The 14,402-nt window shown below is 67.2% G+C and carries 14 protein-coding genes and 1 pseudogene; 12 read left to right on the forward strand and 3 right to left on the reverse strand.

Translation table 11 applies throughout. The features are described 5' to 3' along the window. Window positions 1-16: 16 nt before the first annotated feature. Entirely contained in the window at window positions 17-1,246 is a 1,230-nt protein-coding gene (locus ON40_RS11970; protein ID WP_245567768.1) for an acyl-CoA dehydrogenase family protein, read from the reverse strand. 198 nt (window positions 1,247-1,444) lie between these two features. On the opposite strand from ON40_RS11970, the gene ON40_RS11975 reads away from it, so the two are divergent. The 7 genes from ON40_RS11975 (at window position 1,445) to ON40_RS51795 (ending at window position 8,255) form a co-directional block, all read left to right on the forward strand. Next, window positions 1,445-2,722, forward strand: coding sequence for a PucR family transcriptional regulator (locus tag ON40_RS11975; protein ID WP_306305381.1), 1,278 nt, complete (start codon window positions 1,445-1,447; stop codon window positions 2,720-2,722). A 99-nt stretch (window positions 2,723-2,821) separates the two neighbouring features. Further along, entirely contained in the window at window positions 2,822-4,000 is a 1,179-nt protein-coding gene (locus ON40_RS11980; protein WP_051193006.1) for a PucR family transcriptional regulator, read from the forward strand. A gap of 141 nt (window positions 4,001-4,141) precedes the next feature. Further along, window positions 4,142-5,851 (forward strand): PHA/PHB synthase family protein, encoded by a 1,710-nt coding sequence (locus tag ON40_RS11985; RefSeq protein ID WP_040821820.1) that lies wholly within the window; start codon window positions 4,142-4,144, stop codon window positions 5,849-5,851. Window positions 5,852-5,861: 10 nt separating this feature from the next. Then, on the forward strand, window positions 5,862-6,314 hold the full coding sequence (locus ON40_RS51170; RefSeq protein ID WP_040821822.1) for a MaoC family dehydratase: 453 nt from the start codon (window positions 5,862-5,864) through the stop codon (window positions 6,312-6,314). Further along, a complete protein-coding gene (locus ON40_RS11995; RefSeq protein ID WP_051193007.1) occupies window positions 6,311-7,168 on the forward strand; it encodes an alpha/beta fold hydrolase in 858 nt (285 codons plus the stop codon). Before ON40_RS51170 ends, ON40_RS11995 begins: the two co-directional genes overlap by 4 nt. Continuing rightward, on the forward strand, window positions 7,165-8,073 hold the full coding sequence (locus tag ON40_RS12000) for an NAD(P)H-binding protein (protein WP_040821824.1): 909 nt from the start codon (window positions 7,165-7,167) through the stop codon (window positions 8,071-8,073). The genes ON40_RS11995 and ON40_RS12000 overlap by 4 nt, the downstream gene beginning before the upstream one ends. 26 nt (window positions 8,074-8,099) lie before the next feature. After that, window positions 8,100-8,255 carry a hypothetical protein gene (locus ON40_RS51795; RefSeq protein ID WP_157186272.1) on the forward strand — a complete coding sequence of 52 codons (156 nt, stop codon included), beginning with the start codon at window positions 8,100-8,102 and terminating at the stop codon, window positions 8,253-8,255. Window positions 8,256-8,282: 27 nt separating this feature from the next. On the opposite strand, the gene ON40_RS12005 is transcribed toward ON40_RS51795, so the two are convergent. Continuing rightward, window positions 8,283-8,570 carry an amphi-Trp domain-containing protein gene (locus ON40_RS12005; RefSeq protein WP_157186273.1) on the reverse strand — a complete coding sequence of 96 codons (288 nt, stop codon included), beginning with the start codon at window positions 8,568-8,570 and terminating at the stop codon, window positions 8,283-8,285. Window positions 8,571-8,815: 245 nt separating this feature from the next. On the opposite strand from ON40_RS12005, the gene ON40_RS12010 reads away from it, so the two are divergent. Further along, complete coding sequence (locus ON40_RS12010) at window positions 8,816-9,259, forward strand: Fur family transcriptional regulator (RefSeq protein ID WP_040821827.1); 444 nt, start codon at window positions 8,816-8,818, stop codon at window positions 9,257-9,259. A gap of 39 nt (window positions 9,260-9,298) precedes the next feature. Beyond that, the gene (katG, locus tag ON40_RS12015) at window positions 9,299-11,533 is read left to right on the forward strand and encodes a catalase/peroxidase HPI (protein ID WP_040821828.1); all 2,235 of its coding nucleotides are present in this window, start codon (window positions 9,299-9,301) and stop codon (window positions 11,531-11,533) included. A 305-nt stretch (window positions 11,534-11,838) separates the two neighbouring features. On the opposite strand, the gene ON40_RS12020 is transcribed toward katG, so the two are convergent. Then, window positions 11,839-12,636 carry an SAM-dependent methyltransferase gene (locus ON40_RS12020; RefSeq protein ID WP_051193008.1) on the reverse strand — a complete coding sequence of 266 codons (798 nt, stop codon included), beginning with the start codon at window positions 12,634-12,636 and terminating at the stop codon, window positions 11,839-11,841. Between the two features lie 320 nt (window positions 12,637-12,956). Here ON40_RS12020 and ON40_RS53170 point away from each other — a divergent pair. From ON40_RS53170 to ON40_RS12030, 3 genes and pseudogenes are all read left to right on the forward strand, one after another. Then, window positions 12,957-13,218 (forward strand): annotated as a pseudogene (locus tag ON40_RS53170) (molybdopterin-binding protein); the annotation flags it as partial. A gap of 1 nt (window position 13,219) precedes the next feature. Continuing rightward, on the forward strand, window positions 13,220-13,711 hold the full coding sequence (locus ON40_RS12025; RefSeq protein WP_040821830.1) for a hypothetical protein: 492 nt from the start codon (window positions 13,220-13,222) through the stop codon (window positions 13,709-13,711). A 196-nt stretch (window positions 13,712-13,907) separates the two neighbouring features. Next, window positions 13,908-14,402: PLP-dependent aminotransferase family protein (locus ON40_RS12030; RefSeq protein ID WP_040821832.1), on the forward strand; the 495-nt coding region annotated here is incomplete at its 3' end.

The following is a 14,402-nucleotide window of genomic DNA, read 5'->3' on the forward strand; positions in this document are numbered from 1 at the left end:
CGACCGGCGCCGCGTCTCAGGCAAAAGCGCTGATACCGGTGATGTCGCGGCCCACGATCAGGGTCTGCATGGTCTCGGTGCCTTCGAAGGTGTGTACCGCCTCGACATCGGCCATGTGCCGTATCACCTGGAAGTCCAGCAGAATCCCGTTGCCGCCCAGCATGTCCCGCGCAGTGTGCAGAATCGAGCGCGCGGTGGAGGTGTTGTGCATCTTGGCCAGCCCGGCCAGCGTCGGTTGCAGGCGCCCCTCGGTGGCCAGGGTGCCGATCTGCAAGCAGTACAACTGCATGGAGGTGACATCGGCCAGCATCTTCACCAGCCGGTCCTGCACGATTTGGAAAGCGGCCAACGGCCTGCCGAACTGCTTACGCCGTCGGCTGTAGGTGAGTGCGGTGTCGAAGCCGGCCAGGGCGTGGCCCAGCGCCATCCACGCGCAGGCACTGCGGGTGCCGACCAGCACGTTGGCGCAGTCCTTGAACGAATTCGCGCCGGGCATCCGGCTCTCGGCCGGTACCCGCACGCCGTCGAGCTGAATCTGCGCCTGCCACACCGCGCGCAGCGCGCCCTTTCCGGTGATGACCTCCGCGTGGTAACCGGGGGTGCCCTTCTCCACCAGGAAGCCCTTGACCTGACCGTCCTCGGTGTCGCGCGCCCACACCACGATCACATCGGCGATGCTGCCGTTCCCGATCCATTTCTTCGCGCCGTTGATGACATACCCGTCCCCGTCGCGGCGGGCGCTGGTCTCGAGGCCGATGGAATCGGAGCCGTGTTCGGGTTCGGTCAGCGCGAACGCCCCGATCTTGCGCAGCTGTGCCATGTCCGGCAGCCACCGCTGTTTCTGTTCCTCGGAGCCGCACTGGGCTATCGACCGCATGGCCAGTCCGGCCTGCACACCGGCGAAGGTGCCGATGCTGCCGTCACCGCGGCTGAGTTCCATGTACGCCAGCCCGACCGAGATCGGATCCAGGTCCGGGCACCCGTAGCCGACGATGCCGTCACCGATGATGCCGACGTCGGCGAGCTTTTCCACCAGGGGGAACGGGAATTCTGCCCGCTCCCAGTAGTCGTTGATGACCGGCCGGACTTCTTCGGCGACGAACTCCCGCGTGCGCAGCAGGACCTCGTGCTGCGCCGGGGTGAGGTGCTCTTGCAAGTAGAAGTAGTCGGTCCCGAGGGCATCGGCGACACCGATCCGAAGATCCATTTCGGCCTCCATGCGCGAGAATTCATCCAGCGTGGACATACGATCTCCATCGCTCTCGCCAGGGTGCGCCGGGACCGGCGGTCCTCACAATGTCACGGTCGACAACGAAGCCCCTCGCCCGTTGTCCCCGGGCACATCGTGCGTGGACGAAGTTCCCGCCCGCACTTGTCGCCTGGAGACAAAACCTCGCCCGGCGAATCCGGCCGCCTTCGAGCCGCCCGGATCTAGAGTGGAAATGTGACGATTGCGCGGCGCGGCATCGATGCCGCGGTGGGCAGCTACGTGGAAACGATCGCCGCCCGCATGAACGCCAGGGTGACGCAGGTGAGCGCCGCAATTCGCGCTGCGCTCGAGGACGACATCGTCGATCTGCGCGGCGACCCCCGCACGGTGGACCTGCTCGGCGCGAGCGTCGAAGCCAACGTGGACACCCTGTTGCACGCCCTGCGCCACGACATTCCCGTGGAGCACATCCAGGCTCCCGGGGCCGCCGTCGAGTACGCCAGACGTCTTGCCCAGCAAGGTATTCCGGCCAACGCTCTGGTACGCGCCTATCGGCTCGGGCAGCGCCGGATGACCGAGATGGTGTTCGCCGAGTTGCACGCCGTGGACATTCCGGCGGACGAACGTATCAGCGCCATCGAGCGCATCACGGCGATCCTGTTCGAGTACATCGACCGCATCACCGAGCAGGTCGTGGTGATCTACGACGACGAACGCGAACGGTGGCTGGAGAACCGGAACAGCTTGCGCGCGTTACGCGTCCGCGAACTGCTGACCACCCGCAAGACCGTCGACGTCGACGCGGCCTCCACCACCATCCGCTACCCGTTGCGCTGGCATCATGTGGCACTGGTGCTGTGGTACCCGGACTCCGGAGACGACGGGCTCCCGCGGCTGCAGCAGTTCGTTCGCAAGCTCGGTCAGGAGCTTGCCCTCGAGGCCAACCCCTTGTTCGTCGCCACCGATCCGGCGGGCGCATGGGCCTGGCTGCCCTATCGCGCTGATCCGCACGAGCCGGTCGCACGCATTCGCTCCCGTATCGCCGCCGAGGCCGGCGCGCCCGGTGTCGCTATCGGCCCGGCCCGGCCGGGCCTCGACGGTTTCCGGACCTCCCACCGGCACGCCGCGCGTGCGCAAGGGGTAGCGCTCGCGCGCGGATCGCCGAACCCGGTGCTGGCGGCTTCCGACCTGGGCCTGGCGACCGCAGCGCTGCTGGGCAGTGATCTCGCCGAAACCCGCGACTGGGTGAGCGAAGTGCTGGGAAATCTGTCCTGCGACACCGAGAACGACGAACGCTTGCGCAACACTCTGCGCGTATTCCTTTGCGCCGGTTCGAGTTTCAAGGCGGCAGCCACCGAACTGGACCTGCATTTCAACTCCGTGAAGTACCGCGTCGCCCGGGCCATCGAGCGCCGCGGCCGGCCGATCACCGCCGATCGGCTCGATGTCGAACTCGCGCTGCTGGCCTGCCACTGGTACGGCCCGGCGGTCCTGCGCCCACATCATGGATGAGTATCGAGTTCGGACCGCCCCGCGGGAGACAAGACCGGGCCACATCTTCGTCTCCGCGAGACAATCGCAACCGTCGGCAGACGGCCTACCTTTTTCGCCATGAACGACGGCGGAGCAGCACGCGAGATCGCCACAGCAGCTCGGACCCTGGCCCTGCGGGCCGATGAGCTCGCCGCGGAGCTGGCCCGCGCGATCGCCAAAGAGGTGGTGCTCTACAGCGGATCGGTCCCGGTGAGGTTTCCGATCGTGGTCGCCGCCGTCGCGGAGCACCTGCGCACCGTACTCGACGCTCTGGCGGACGGCGCGGACTTCGATACCGCCCCCGCGACCGTCGTCGGCGTCGAACGTGCCCGCGAGGACGTCCCGCTCGCCGCCGTGCTCGAGGCCTACCGCGTGGGATTCCACCGCTTCTGGGAGGCGCTGCTCGGCGCGGCCGAGTCCGCATCCGCCGAGGCGAGGCTCGCCGCCACCACGCGAGTCCTGGCCGCGCAGGGCCGCTATACCGACGCCATGGCGATCGCCTACCGCGACGAGCAGACCCGGCGCATCGCGCGTGAGTCCTGCGCCCGCACGGACCTGGTCGACGCGCTGCTGCACGGCCGGTTGTTCGATCAGTGGAGCGTCTGGGAAGCCGCCGACCATCTGCGGCTGCCCACGACCGGACCGTTCGTGGTGGTCGCCGCGTGGACACCCGCACTCGGCGCCGAACCGCTGCCGCAGATCGAACCCAAGCTGCGCAGCCTCGATGTCTTCTCGGCCTGGTGGCGGCTGCCGGAAATGAGCGTCGGCATCATGAGCTTCCGCACCGATGCGCAATTGCGCAACGCACTGGCCCTGCTCTCGCGCACCGCCACCGCCCGTGTGGGCGTGAGCCCCCGCTTCGACGATCTGCGCGACACCGCCCAGGCCCTGCGTTACGCCCGTATCGCCCTGCGCGGCCGGGCGGAACCGGGTGAGTTCGTGACGATCTTCGACAACTCGATACTCGGCAGCGCCGCCGTCAGCGCACCCGAGGTGACGACGAAACTTGTTGCGCCCCTGTTCGAATCCTTCGCGGAACTGGCCGAAGAGGAACGCGAGGTGCTCTACGAGACCTTCCGGGTCTGGGGCGAGCACGAGGGCTCCCTGCGCGTCACCGGCGAACTGCTCTTCTGCCATCCCAATACCGTGCGCTACCGGCTGCACCGCATCGAGGAGCGCACCGGCCGGTCGCTGTCACGACCACGAGATCTGGCCGAACTGGTCTTCGCCTTCGAGGTGCAGCGGCGATTGCTGTGATTGTCCGGCCGCACACGCTCGCGGAGGTCACATTGTCCGCCACCACATCGACTCCGAACCCCGGCCGCCCAACCATGAAGGAATACGCCATGCGGTCGAACGCCCCGATTTTCTTTTCCGAATTACAGGAGATGTGAATTCATGGTGACGAATACTCACTATGCCGACGACCTCGCACAGGCCGACGAACTGGCCGCGCCGCTGGACCTGTTACTGACCAGTTCGGCCATCGGCATCGGCCGTCGCATGCTGCCCAACAATTCCTGGAGCCGGCTGGCCGTGCACCTGGCCAGGCGACCCCGCGTGGTCGGTGAACGGGTGTCGGCGCTGCGGCACGAGCTGTCCGATATCGCGCGCGGTCGGTCCGAACGAGCGCCGGCGAGGTCGGACAAGCGCTTCACCGATCCGGCCTGGCAGGGCAATCCGGTCCTCAAGCGCAGCATGCAGGCGTACCTGGCCGCCAGCGACACCGCCGAGGAACTGCTCACCGACGCACATCTGGAGTGGAAGGACGAGCAGTGGATGCACTTCGTGATCGACAATGTCCTCGAAGGGCTGTCGCCGAGCAACAACCCACTGCTCAATCCGCTGAGCTGGAAGGCGCTGGTCGACACCGGCGGCGCCAGCGCGGTGCGCGGCCTGCGGCGCTTCGTCGGCGATATGACCAGTGCGCCACGGGTTCCCGCCATGGTGGAGCCGGACGCGTTCACCGTCGGGGAGAACATCGCGGTCACGCCGGGCTCGGTGGTGCTGCGCACCGAGGTCTTCGAGCTGATCCAGTACGCGCCGCAGACCCCGCAGGTGCGTACGATTCCGCTGCTCATGGTGCCGCCGGTGATCAACAAGTACTACATCATGGACATCGCACCGCACCGCAGCATGATCGAATACTTCCTGTCGCAGGGTCAGCAGGTGTTCGCCATCTCCTGGCGCAATCCCACAGCTGCGCAACGCGATTGGGGTTTCGACACCTACGGGCAGGCGATCGTCGACGCGCTCGACGCCGTCGAGGAGATCACCGGTTGCGAGCGCACCCATCTGCAGGCGTCCTGCTCGGGCGGCATTCTCGCGGCGATGACCGCGGCCCATCTCACCGAGATCGGGCAGGATCACCGGCTGGCCGGGCTGACCCTGATGGTCACCGTCCTCGATCAGTCCCGCGCCGGATTCGCCGCGGCCGCCATCGACGAGGAGACCGCCAAGATGGCCATCGCGATCTCCCAGCGCAAGGGCTACCTCGACGGTCGCGCGCTGGCGGAGGTGTTCGCCTGGCTGCGGCCGACCGATCTGGTCTGGCGATACTGGGTCAACGACTACCTGCAGGGCCGCGCGCCCTCGCCCTTCGACGTGCTGTTCTGGAATGCCGATACCACCCGCATGACCGCCGCCCTGCACCGCGACATGGTGCTCATGGGCGTACACAATTCGCTGACCGTCCCCGGCTCGGTGACCATGCTCGGCACCCCCGTGGATCTGTCGCGGGTGACCACCGACACCTATGTGGTGGCCGGGCTCGCCGACCACATCTCGCCGTGGCAGGCCTGCTATCGCAGCGCCCGGCTGCTGGGCAGCAAGGATCCGCGGTTCGTCCTGTCCACCAGCGGCCACATCGCCGCGCTGGTGAATCCGCCCGGAAATCCCAAGGCGGCCTACCGCATCGGCGCGCCCGACGAGGCCGATCCGAGCGTCTGGGTGAACAACGCCGCGCAGCAACAGGGTTCGTGGTGGCCCGATTTCACACTCTGGCTCGCCGACCGCAGCGGACCGCAGAAGGACGCCCCGGCCGGGCTCGGCTCCCCCGAACTGCCGCCACTGGACCCGGCCCCCGGCAACTATGTACTCGCCCACTGAAAGGCATTTCATGACAACGCAACTCGCCGCACCGGCCGAGATGATCGGACTGACCGGACAACAGCTCGGTACCACCGACTGGATCGAAGTCACCCAGTCTCAGGTGGACCTGTTCGCCGACGCCACCGGCGACCACCAATGGATCCACACCGATCCGCAGCGTGCGGCCGCCGGGCCTTTCCACGGCACCATCGCGCACGGGTACCTCACGCTCTCGCTCGCGCCGGTGATCATCGCCGACGTGCTCGAGATCCGCGAGCTCACCGCGGCGCTGAACTACGGCCTGAACAAGGTGCGCTTCCCCGCGCCGGTGCCGGTGGGGTCGAAGATCCGGGCGGTGGTGACGCTGAATGCCGCGCAGCAGAAGACCTCCGGCGTGGAAGCGGTGTTCGGTCTCACCTACGAGATCGACGGGGGCACCCGCCCCGCCTGCGTCGCCGACGTCGTGGTGCTCTACCCGTGAGTGCCCCGGTGCCCGCGGACGCCGACGCCGACGCCGAACGGCTCATTCCCGTTCTGGGACAACAGATCCGAGTCCGAGTGCGCTGGGGCGAGGGTGTTCCGCTGGTGCTGTGCAACGGCATCGGAGCCGCGTTCGAGGTGCTCGACCCGCTGGTCGCCGCTCTCGATCCCCGGACCACTGTGGTGCGGTTCGACGTGCCGGGCACCGGCGGCTCCCCCAATTCGCTTCTGCCGTACGGATTTCCGTACCTCGCGGCGGTACTCGGCGAGCTGTTGCGCACACTGGGCATACCCGGGCGAGTCGATGTCCTGGGCCTGTCCTGGGGTGGCGCGCTGGCCCAGCAGTTCGCCTTCCAGCATCCGCGCCGGTGCCGCACCCTCATCCTGGTCTCCACCGGCACCGGCGTGCTCATGATCCCGGGCCGGCCGCGCACCCTGCTGAAAATGCTGACCCCGCACCGCTTCCTCGACCACGAGTACGCCGCGCGCGTCGCGGGCGACCTCTACGGCGGCACCGCTCGCACCGATTCCGGTCGCGTCGCGCAGCTCTTCGACCGGCAGCTGATGGCGGGCTCGCGGATCGGCTATCTGCATCAACTCCTGGCCGGATCGGTATGGACCAGCCTGTTCGCGCTGCCACTCATCCGCCAGCGCACGCTGATCCTGGCCGGCACCGACGATCCCATCATCCCGATCGCCAACGCGCGCATCATGGCCCGGTTGCTGCCGCATGCGACCGTACACCTGCACGAGGGCGGGCACGTCGATCTGATCACCAACGCCCGCGAGCTGGCCCCGGTGATCGAAGCCTTCCGCGCCGACCCGAAGATCACCGAGAAAGGAGAACTGCCATGAGCACCGGGACCTACCTCATCACCGGCGCCGCCGGCGGCGTCGGCAGTGTCAGCACACGAGTGGTTCGCCAACTGCTGGGCCGTGGCGAGAAGGTGCGGGCGCTGGTGCACCGGCAGGACTCGCGAGCGGACGCGCTGCGCGAGTCGGGCGCCGAGGTGATCGTCGGTGACCTCACCAATCCGGTGGATGTCGGGTCGGCGATGTTCGGTATCTCGCGGATGTTCTTCAACATGAGCGTCTCGGCCGAGTATCTGGAAGCGGCGGCACTGGTATGCCTGGCCGCGAAGGAGCTGGACGGTCTGGAAGTGCTGGTGAACATGTCGCAGATGACGGTCTCGCAGATGAGCACGACCAGCGTCGAGGAATCTCGCCAACAGCGCTTGCACTGGCTCGCCGAGCACGTCGTCGACTGGTCGGGCATCCCCGCGGTGCACGTGCGGCCCACCGTGTTCATGGACAATCCGTTGTTCACGGTCCTGGCGGCTCGCTCGATCCGGCAGGACGGCCGCTTGGCGCTCCCGTTCGGCGCCGGGCGCACCTCCCCGATCGACGCCGGTGACGTCGCCGACGTGGTGACCGCGGTGCTGACGGCACCGACGGATCACCTCGGCGCGGTGTACGAACTGACCGGTCCGGCGGCGCTGGACATCGACGGGCTGGCCGAGCAGTACGCCTCCGCCCTGAACCGCCCCGTCACGGGCGTGCGCCTGCCCTACGATCAGTGGCTGGACGATCTGAGCCGAGCGGCACTGGACCCGCATACACAGGACCACATCGCCACGATGGCCCGGCTGCACCGCGACGGCCGCTACGACCGCATGACCCACACCGTCGAGGACATCACCGGCCACAGCCCGAAAACCGTCGAGCAATATATCGCCCGAAACCGCGATCTGTTCGAGTGATTCCAGCGGGATCAGCCGATCGGGCCGTGCCCCACTTCACCGGCGAATCGGCATGCGCCGCAGAGGAATACCGTCGCAATCCCGAGTTCGGCGCGCTCGTCGTGGGCGTGGAGTTCGCGGAAGCACTCGCACTCGGCGGTCACCGCACGGTGGCGGCCCGCAGCATCGAGGCCGCCCGATGAGCCCGCTCGGCGATTACCTGCGCGCGTCTACTGCCGCTGCGCGGAATGGTCCGGCTGGGCGGCAATCGTTTCCAACGCGCTCTGCCGGTCGGCCCAGGCGAATTCGACCTCGACCTTCCAGCCGGTGTCGTCCTTGCTGCGTTCGATCTCCAGCTCCCGGATCACCTGCGGGGGCACGCTGACGGCGCCCCCCATTCCGGCATAGCCCAGCTCCCCACCAGCCTCGAGGTCACCGGCCAGTCGGCGCAGTTCGTCAGCCAGCTCGGCCCGGGTCAACGTGCGATGATCCTGGTAAATCTTCCGATGCTTCGACATACTCTCCAGCACACCCCGAGGCCACGGCCGCAACCAGGGTCGAACTACCCGCGGCACGTGCACCGAAGGGCCCTCCGGCGGGCGAACACCGCTCGGCGGTCATCCTGAACGATCCGTCGCATCCGAATAGTTTGCCAGGGTTGCACCGGCGCGCGAATCCGATCCTGAAATCGAGCTACGGAGATTTCTGCGGGTTTGCTCGAACCTTGCCCCTATGTCCGGTTGAATGGGTCATACTTCAGAGTGTGTCCACGACTCCGGACTTCGAGGCACTGCTGCGCGGCTCTGCGCTGCGGGTCACGGCGCCGCGGATAGCGGTGCTCACGGCGGTGCATCGCAGGCCGCATTCGGATACGGATTCGATCATCGGGCTGGTGCGCGAGGCGCTGGGAGCGGTGTCTCATCAGGCCGTCTACGACGTGCTGCGGGCCCTGACCGCGGCGGGTCTGCTGCGGCGCATCCAGCCGACGGGCTCGGTGGCGCGCTACGAGACACGCGTCGGCGACAACCATCACCACGCCGTCTGCCGAGAATGCGGCGTGATCGCCGATGTCGATTGCGCTGTCGGCGAGATCCCCTGCCTGACCGCCTCCGACAGTCACGGTTTCGTCATCGACGAGGCCGAAGTCGTCTATTGGGGTTTGTGCCCTGCCTGTTCGAACTCTCCCTCCTCGCAACATCTTCCGTGATCGAGAGCCCGAATCTGCTTGCTATCGAAAGGAACTGACGTGCCCGAGGAACACCCACCCATCGCAGAGGCCAGCACCGAGCCCGGCGTGAGCGGCTGCCCGGTCGTCGGCAGTCTGAACTATCCCGTCGAGGGCGGAAACAGCAACCGGGAGTGGTGGCCCAACCAGCTGAACCTGCGGATCCTGGCGCAGAATCCCGCGGTCGCCGACCCGATGGGCCCCGACTTCGACTACGCCACCGAATTCGCCACCCTCGATGTGGACGAGGTCCGCCGCGACCTCGAACAACTCATGACCACCTCGCAGGACTGGTGGCCGGCCGACTTCGGCCACTACGGGCCGTTGTTCATCCGGATGTCCTGGCATGCGGCCGGCACCTACCGCATCCACGACGGCCGTGGCGGCGCCGGCGGGGGTATGCAGCGGTTCGCACCGCTCAACAGCTGGCCCGACAACGCCAGCCTGGACAAGGCCCGCCGGCTGCTGTGGCCGGTCAAGCAGAAGTACGGCCCGGCGCTGTCGTGGGCCGACCTGATCGTGTTCGCCGGTAACGTGGCACTGGACTCCATGGGGTTCGAGACCTTCGGGTTCGGCTTCGGCCGCGTCGACCAGTGGGAGCCCGACCAGGACGTGTACTGGGGGCCCGAGCACACCTGGCTCGGCGACGAGCGCTACACCGGCCAGCGAAACCTGGAAAGCCCTTTGGCCGCAGTGCAAATGGGCCTGATCTATGTCAATCCCGAAGGGCCCAACGGCAATCCGGACCCGTTGGCTGCGGCGGTCGACATCCGGGAGACCTTCCGCCGAATGGCGATGAACGACGTCGAGACCGCGGCGCTCATCGTGGGCGGGCACACCTTCGGCAAGACCCACGGCGCCGGTGATGCCGATCTCGTCGGTCCCGAGCCGGAGGCGGCCCCGCTCGAGGAGCAGGGCCTGGGCTGGCGCAGCAGCTTCCGCACCGGCGTCGGCGCGGATGCCATCACCAGCGGTATCGAGGTGACCTGGACGCCGACACCGACGCAGTGGGACAACAGCTTCCTGGAAACCCTCTACGGCTACGAGTGGGAGAAAGCCAAGAGCCCGGCCGGGGCCTGGCAGTATGTCCCGAAGGACGGCGCCGGGGCCGACACCGTGCCCGACCCGCAGGGCGGGACGCGCACGCGCACCCCGTCGATGCTGACCACCGACCTGTCGCTGCGACTCGACCCGATCTACGAGCCGATCACGCGGCGCTGGCTCGACCATCCCGAGGAACTCGCCGAGGAATTCGCCAAGGCCTGGTACAAACTGATCCACCGCGACATGGGCCCCAAGACCCGCTACCTCGGGCCGCTCGTCCCGGCCGAGACGCTGCTGTGGCAGGACCCGGTTCCCGAGGTCGATCACGAATTGGTCGGTCCCGCGGAGACCGCCGACCTGAAGAGCCGCATCCTGTCCTCGGGATTGACTGTGCCGCAGCTGGTTTCCACGGCGTGGGCGGCGGCGTCGTCGTTCCGCGGCAGCGACAAACGCGGCGGCGCCAACGGCGGCCGGATCCGGTTGCAGCCGCAGGCCGGGTGGGAGGTCAACGAACCCGACGAGCTGGCGCAGGTGGTGCGCACGCTCGAAGGCATTGCGGAGTCGTTCAACTCCGACCGATCCGGGAACATGCGGATTTCGTTCGCGGATCTGGTCGTGCTCGGCGGTGTCGCGGCGGTCGAGAAGGGCGCCAAGGACGCCGGATTCGACATCACGGTGCCGTTCACCCCGGGCCGTACCGACGCTACGCAGGAGCTGACCGATATCGAGTCGTTCTCGCTGCTCGAACCGGCCGCGGACGGCTTCCGCAACTACGTCGGCAAGGGCACCCGGCTCCCGGCCGAGTACCTGCTGCTCGACAAGGCGAACCTGCTGACCCTCAGCGCTCCCGAGATGACCGTCCTCATCGGTGGCCTGCGGGCACTCGGCGCGAACCACAAGCAGTCGCCACTGGGCGTCTTCACCGCGAAACCGGGCACGCTCACCAACGACTTCTTCGTGAACCTGCTCGACATGCGCACGAAATGGGAACCCTCGGCAGCCGACGACGACACATTCGTCGGTACCGACCGCGCGAGCGGCAAGGCGAAGTGGACCGGCAGCCGCGTCGACCTCGTCTTCGGCTCCAACTCGGAACTGCGCGCGGTCGCGGAGGTCTACGGCACCGCCCGTGCCGGGGAGAAGTTCGTGCGCGACTTCGTCGCCGCCTGGACCAAGGTCATGAACCTCGACCGCTTCGACCTGCACCGGTAACACCACTCCGTTCGGGCGGTCGCCGCCTGCGATGCTCCGCCGAGACGGCGACTACCGATCGACAACCAGGGCAACCTGTTTCGAGTCTCCGGACACTCGACATCACGACCGGTCGGCAGCACCGGCCTGCGCTCAGCGCGCAGGCCGGCGAGAAGCTGCGGGAACCCGACAGTTACGTCGACCGGGAACCCTCACACCATTCGCGCTGGAACAGTTCGGCATTCCGCTCGGCACGTGCCAGAAACGGCGATCGGCATGATGCGCTCTGCCTCGGTCACGATGCACCGACCAGGTCACACCAGCGGTCAGTTCTTCCGGGCAACTCCGGCGTAAAATTGGACCTGCCCATCCATAGCCTCGGACGGGTCGATGTCCGGATGCCACCGGTGCGGGGTGGTGATCCCCGGATCGATGAGATCCAGACCGCTGAAGAAGCGGGCGAACTCGTCGCCCGTGCGGACCTGAGCAGTCATTCCGGACTCGCGGTACACGCGCGCCACCTCCCCCATCTCCGGCCCGAAATCCGCTGTCGCGTGCGACATCACCAGATACGACCCCGCCGGGACGGCGGCCATCAACTCCGCGACGATGCCGAAGGGATCCTGGGGGTCGTCGAGGAAATGCGCGAGCGCGATCACCGACACCGCTACCGGTTGCGACAGGTCGAGAGTGTCGAGCAGTTCTGGTGCGGTCAGGATCGAATCGGGCTGCCGGACATCGGCATGAACATAGGTGGTGCGCCCCTCATCGGTGCCGGTCATCAAGGCACGGGCATGACTGAGGACCAGGCTGTCGTTGTCGACGTACACCACGCGCGCAGCCGGGGCGACCTCCTGAGCGGCCTGGTGAAGATTGGGTTCGGTCGGGATACCGGTACCGATGTCGAGGAACTGCCGCACCCCCTGCCCGGCCAGGTGGCGCACCGCGCGCAGCATGAACTTGCGATTCTCGAGCGCGGAAGTGCGTACATGCGGATGCACCTGCTCGGCATGCTCACCAGCGACACGATCGGCTTTGAAGTGGTCCTTGCCGCCCAGGTAGTAGTCGTACACGCGGGCGGTGTGCGCGGTATTGACATTGAGCGCATCGTCGTCGGTTGTCACGTCTGGGCACTGTAATTGGCGAATACGTTCTGCCGCTACGGGGTTCGCCCGCCCGCTACCGAACGGTTACAACACCGGACGCTCATGCTCGGTGGCGCCGTCCGCGAGGGCGGTGGCGAGAAGAGAGCTACCGAGCGATCCTCGGATGTCTTTCCAGGCCGTCACTGTTTCGTCATTCGCCCTGGCCGGACAACCGAATGCGGTACCGATTCGGGATTCGAGCGCTGGTGGCGACCGCGGGAAGCGCAGACTGCGACATATCTTCAGCGCGAGTGGCGGATTCACCCGCCGGGCCGCACTGCTGCTACCGCGCGGACGCTCCCGTACACCTGGACCGGGCGACGCTGCCGGCCATGCCGCAACACACCGCCCGGCTCCCCATCGCCTGCGTCGAAGGATGGTCCACGGTGCAAACCTGGACCGGAGTACGGCTGTGCGATCTGGCCCACCATGCCGGGGTGGAGCAGCCCGCTTCCGCGGCGGTGAGCTCCCTCGAACAGGCCGGGGCGGATCATCGTCCCCGCCATGCGCGGCGTGCACAACACGACATGGGTCGCCAGCATCGAATTCCGGAGAGCATGAGATGGCCACCGGCAGACTGATCCACCGACGGAAACGCGTATACGGAGCACACCCACTGCATGTACCCGTGCTGCTGGCCTCGTTCGCGCTCACCGGCTACAGCGTGTGGGTGCTCGGGTTCGACGCCCTGTGGAACCACCGGGTGTGGTGGCAGGCCATCGCGGTATGGTTCGCGGCGGCCATCATCGCCCACGACCTCATCCTGTTCCCCGCATACGCCCTCCTCGATCGTGTCCTCGCCGCCGCGTCGACCCGGGCCGGACTGCAGGTGTCGCCGTTGAACTACATCCGAGTACCTCTCCTCGGGATCGGATTGTCGTTTCTGCTGTTCTTCCCCGGCATCATCCAGCAGAGTGCAACCACCTACCACGCAGCCACCGGAGGCAACCAGCAAGCGTTCCTCCCGCGCTGGCTCCTGCTGTCCGCGACCATGCTCGCGATCAGTGCGCTCGCCTATGCGATCCGGAGCCTGCGCGCCCGACGGCGACGCTGAATCGTCGCCTTGCCCAGCCACTTTCCGGCACAGCGCGGAAGTCCTTCGGTAGGGACCGAGAAATGAATGTCAGAGTTTCGTCACCGCGTCGACCGGGCCTGCCACGGTCTCGGCGGGTGATGATCGTGACGAGCGGTATCGAGGACAACCACGTTCTCGGCACCGGAAGCGGTCGTGAATCACAGGAGGCGCACAGGTGGCAACCGTTGCCGCACGGGTCAAGGACCGGATCGAGCATTTCCATGCGGAGCGGCTGAACGGCGCACGCGGAACCAGGCCGTTCCTTCACGGTCGCCACCCCACAGCCGAGGACGTCGTGCTGACCGGAAACGATTATCTCGCCCTGGCCGACGATCCTCGGATCCCCGAGGCGGTCGCTGCCGCATTCTCCGGTGCCGGGTCACCACAGCAGTGCGTCGACCAGGGCACGCTGGGCAACCGCCTGGCTCGCTACACGCAGGCCGGCGCCGGCATCGTGTGCCAGTCGGGCTGGGACGCGAATCTCGGTCTGCTGCAAGCGATCGCGGATCCGCAGACTCCGGTCTATGTCGACGAGAAGGCACACATGTCGCTGCGGCAAGGCGCCGTGGTGGCGGCAGCGCCGATTCACCTCTTCCGACACCACGAGCCCGACCACTTGCGGGCCCAGATCGGCGAGCACGGTCCCGGCATCATCGCGGTCGACGCGATC

This window comes from Nocardia jiangxiensis NBRC 101359 (assembly GCF_000308615.1).
GTDB lineage: Bacteria > Actinomycetota > Actinomycetes > Mycobacteriales > Mycobacteriaceae > Nocardia > Nocardia jiangxiensis.

Coding starts and splice junctions, on each gene's coding strand:
- ON40_RS12005 (WP_157186273.1), bottom strand. CDS start 8,570: ATGTCGAAGCATCGGAAGATTTACCAGGATCATCGCACGTTGACCCGG.
- ON40_RS51170 (WP_040821822.1), top strand. CDS start 5,862: ATGACAACGCAACTCGCCGCACCGGCCGAGATGATCGGACTGACCGGA.
- ON40_RS12000 (WP_040821824.1), top strand. CDS start 7,165: ATGAGCACCGGGACCTACCTCATCACCGGCGCCGCCGGCGGCGTCGGC.
- ON40_RS11985 (WP_040821820.1), top strand. CDS start 4,142: ATGGTGACGAATACTCACTATGCCGACGACCTCGCACAGGCCGACGAA.
- ON40_RS12025 (WP_040821830.1), top strand. CDS start 13,220: ATGGCCACCGGCAGACTGATCCACCGACGGAAACGCGTATACGGAGCA.
- ON40_RS11970 (WP_245567768.1), bottom strand. CDS start 1,246: ATGTCCACGCTGGATGAATTCTCGCGCATGGAGGCCGAAATGGATCTT.
- ON40_RS11980 (WP_051193006.1), top strand. CDS start 2,822: ATGAACGACGGCGGAGCAGCACGCGAGATCGCCACAGCAGCTCGGACC.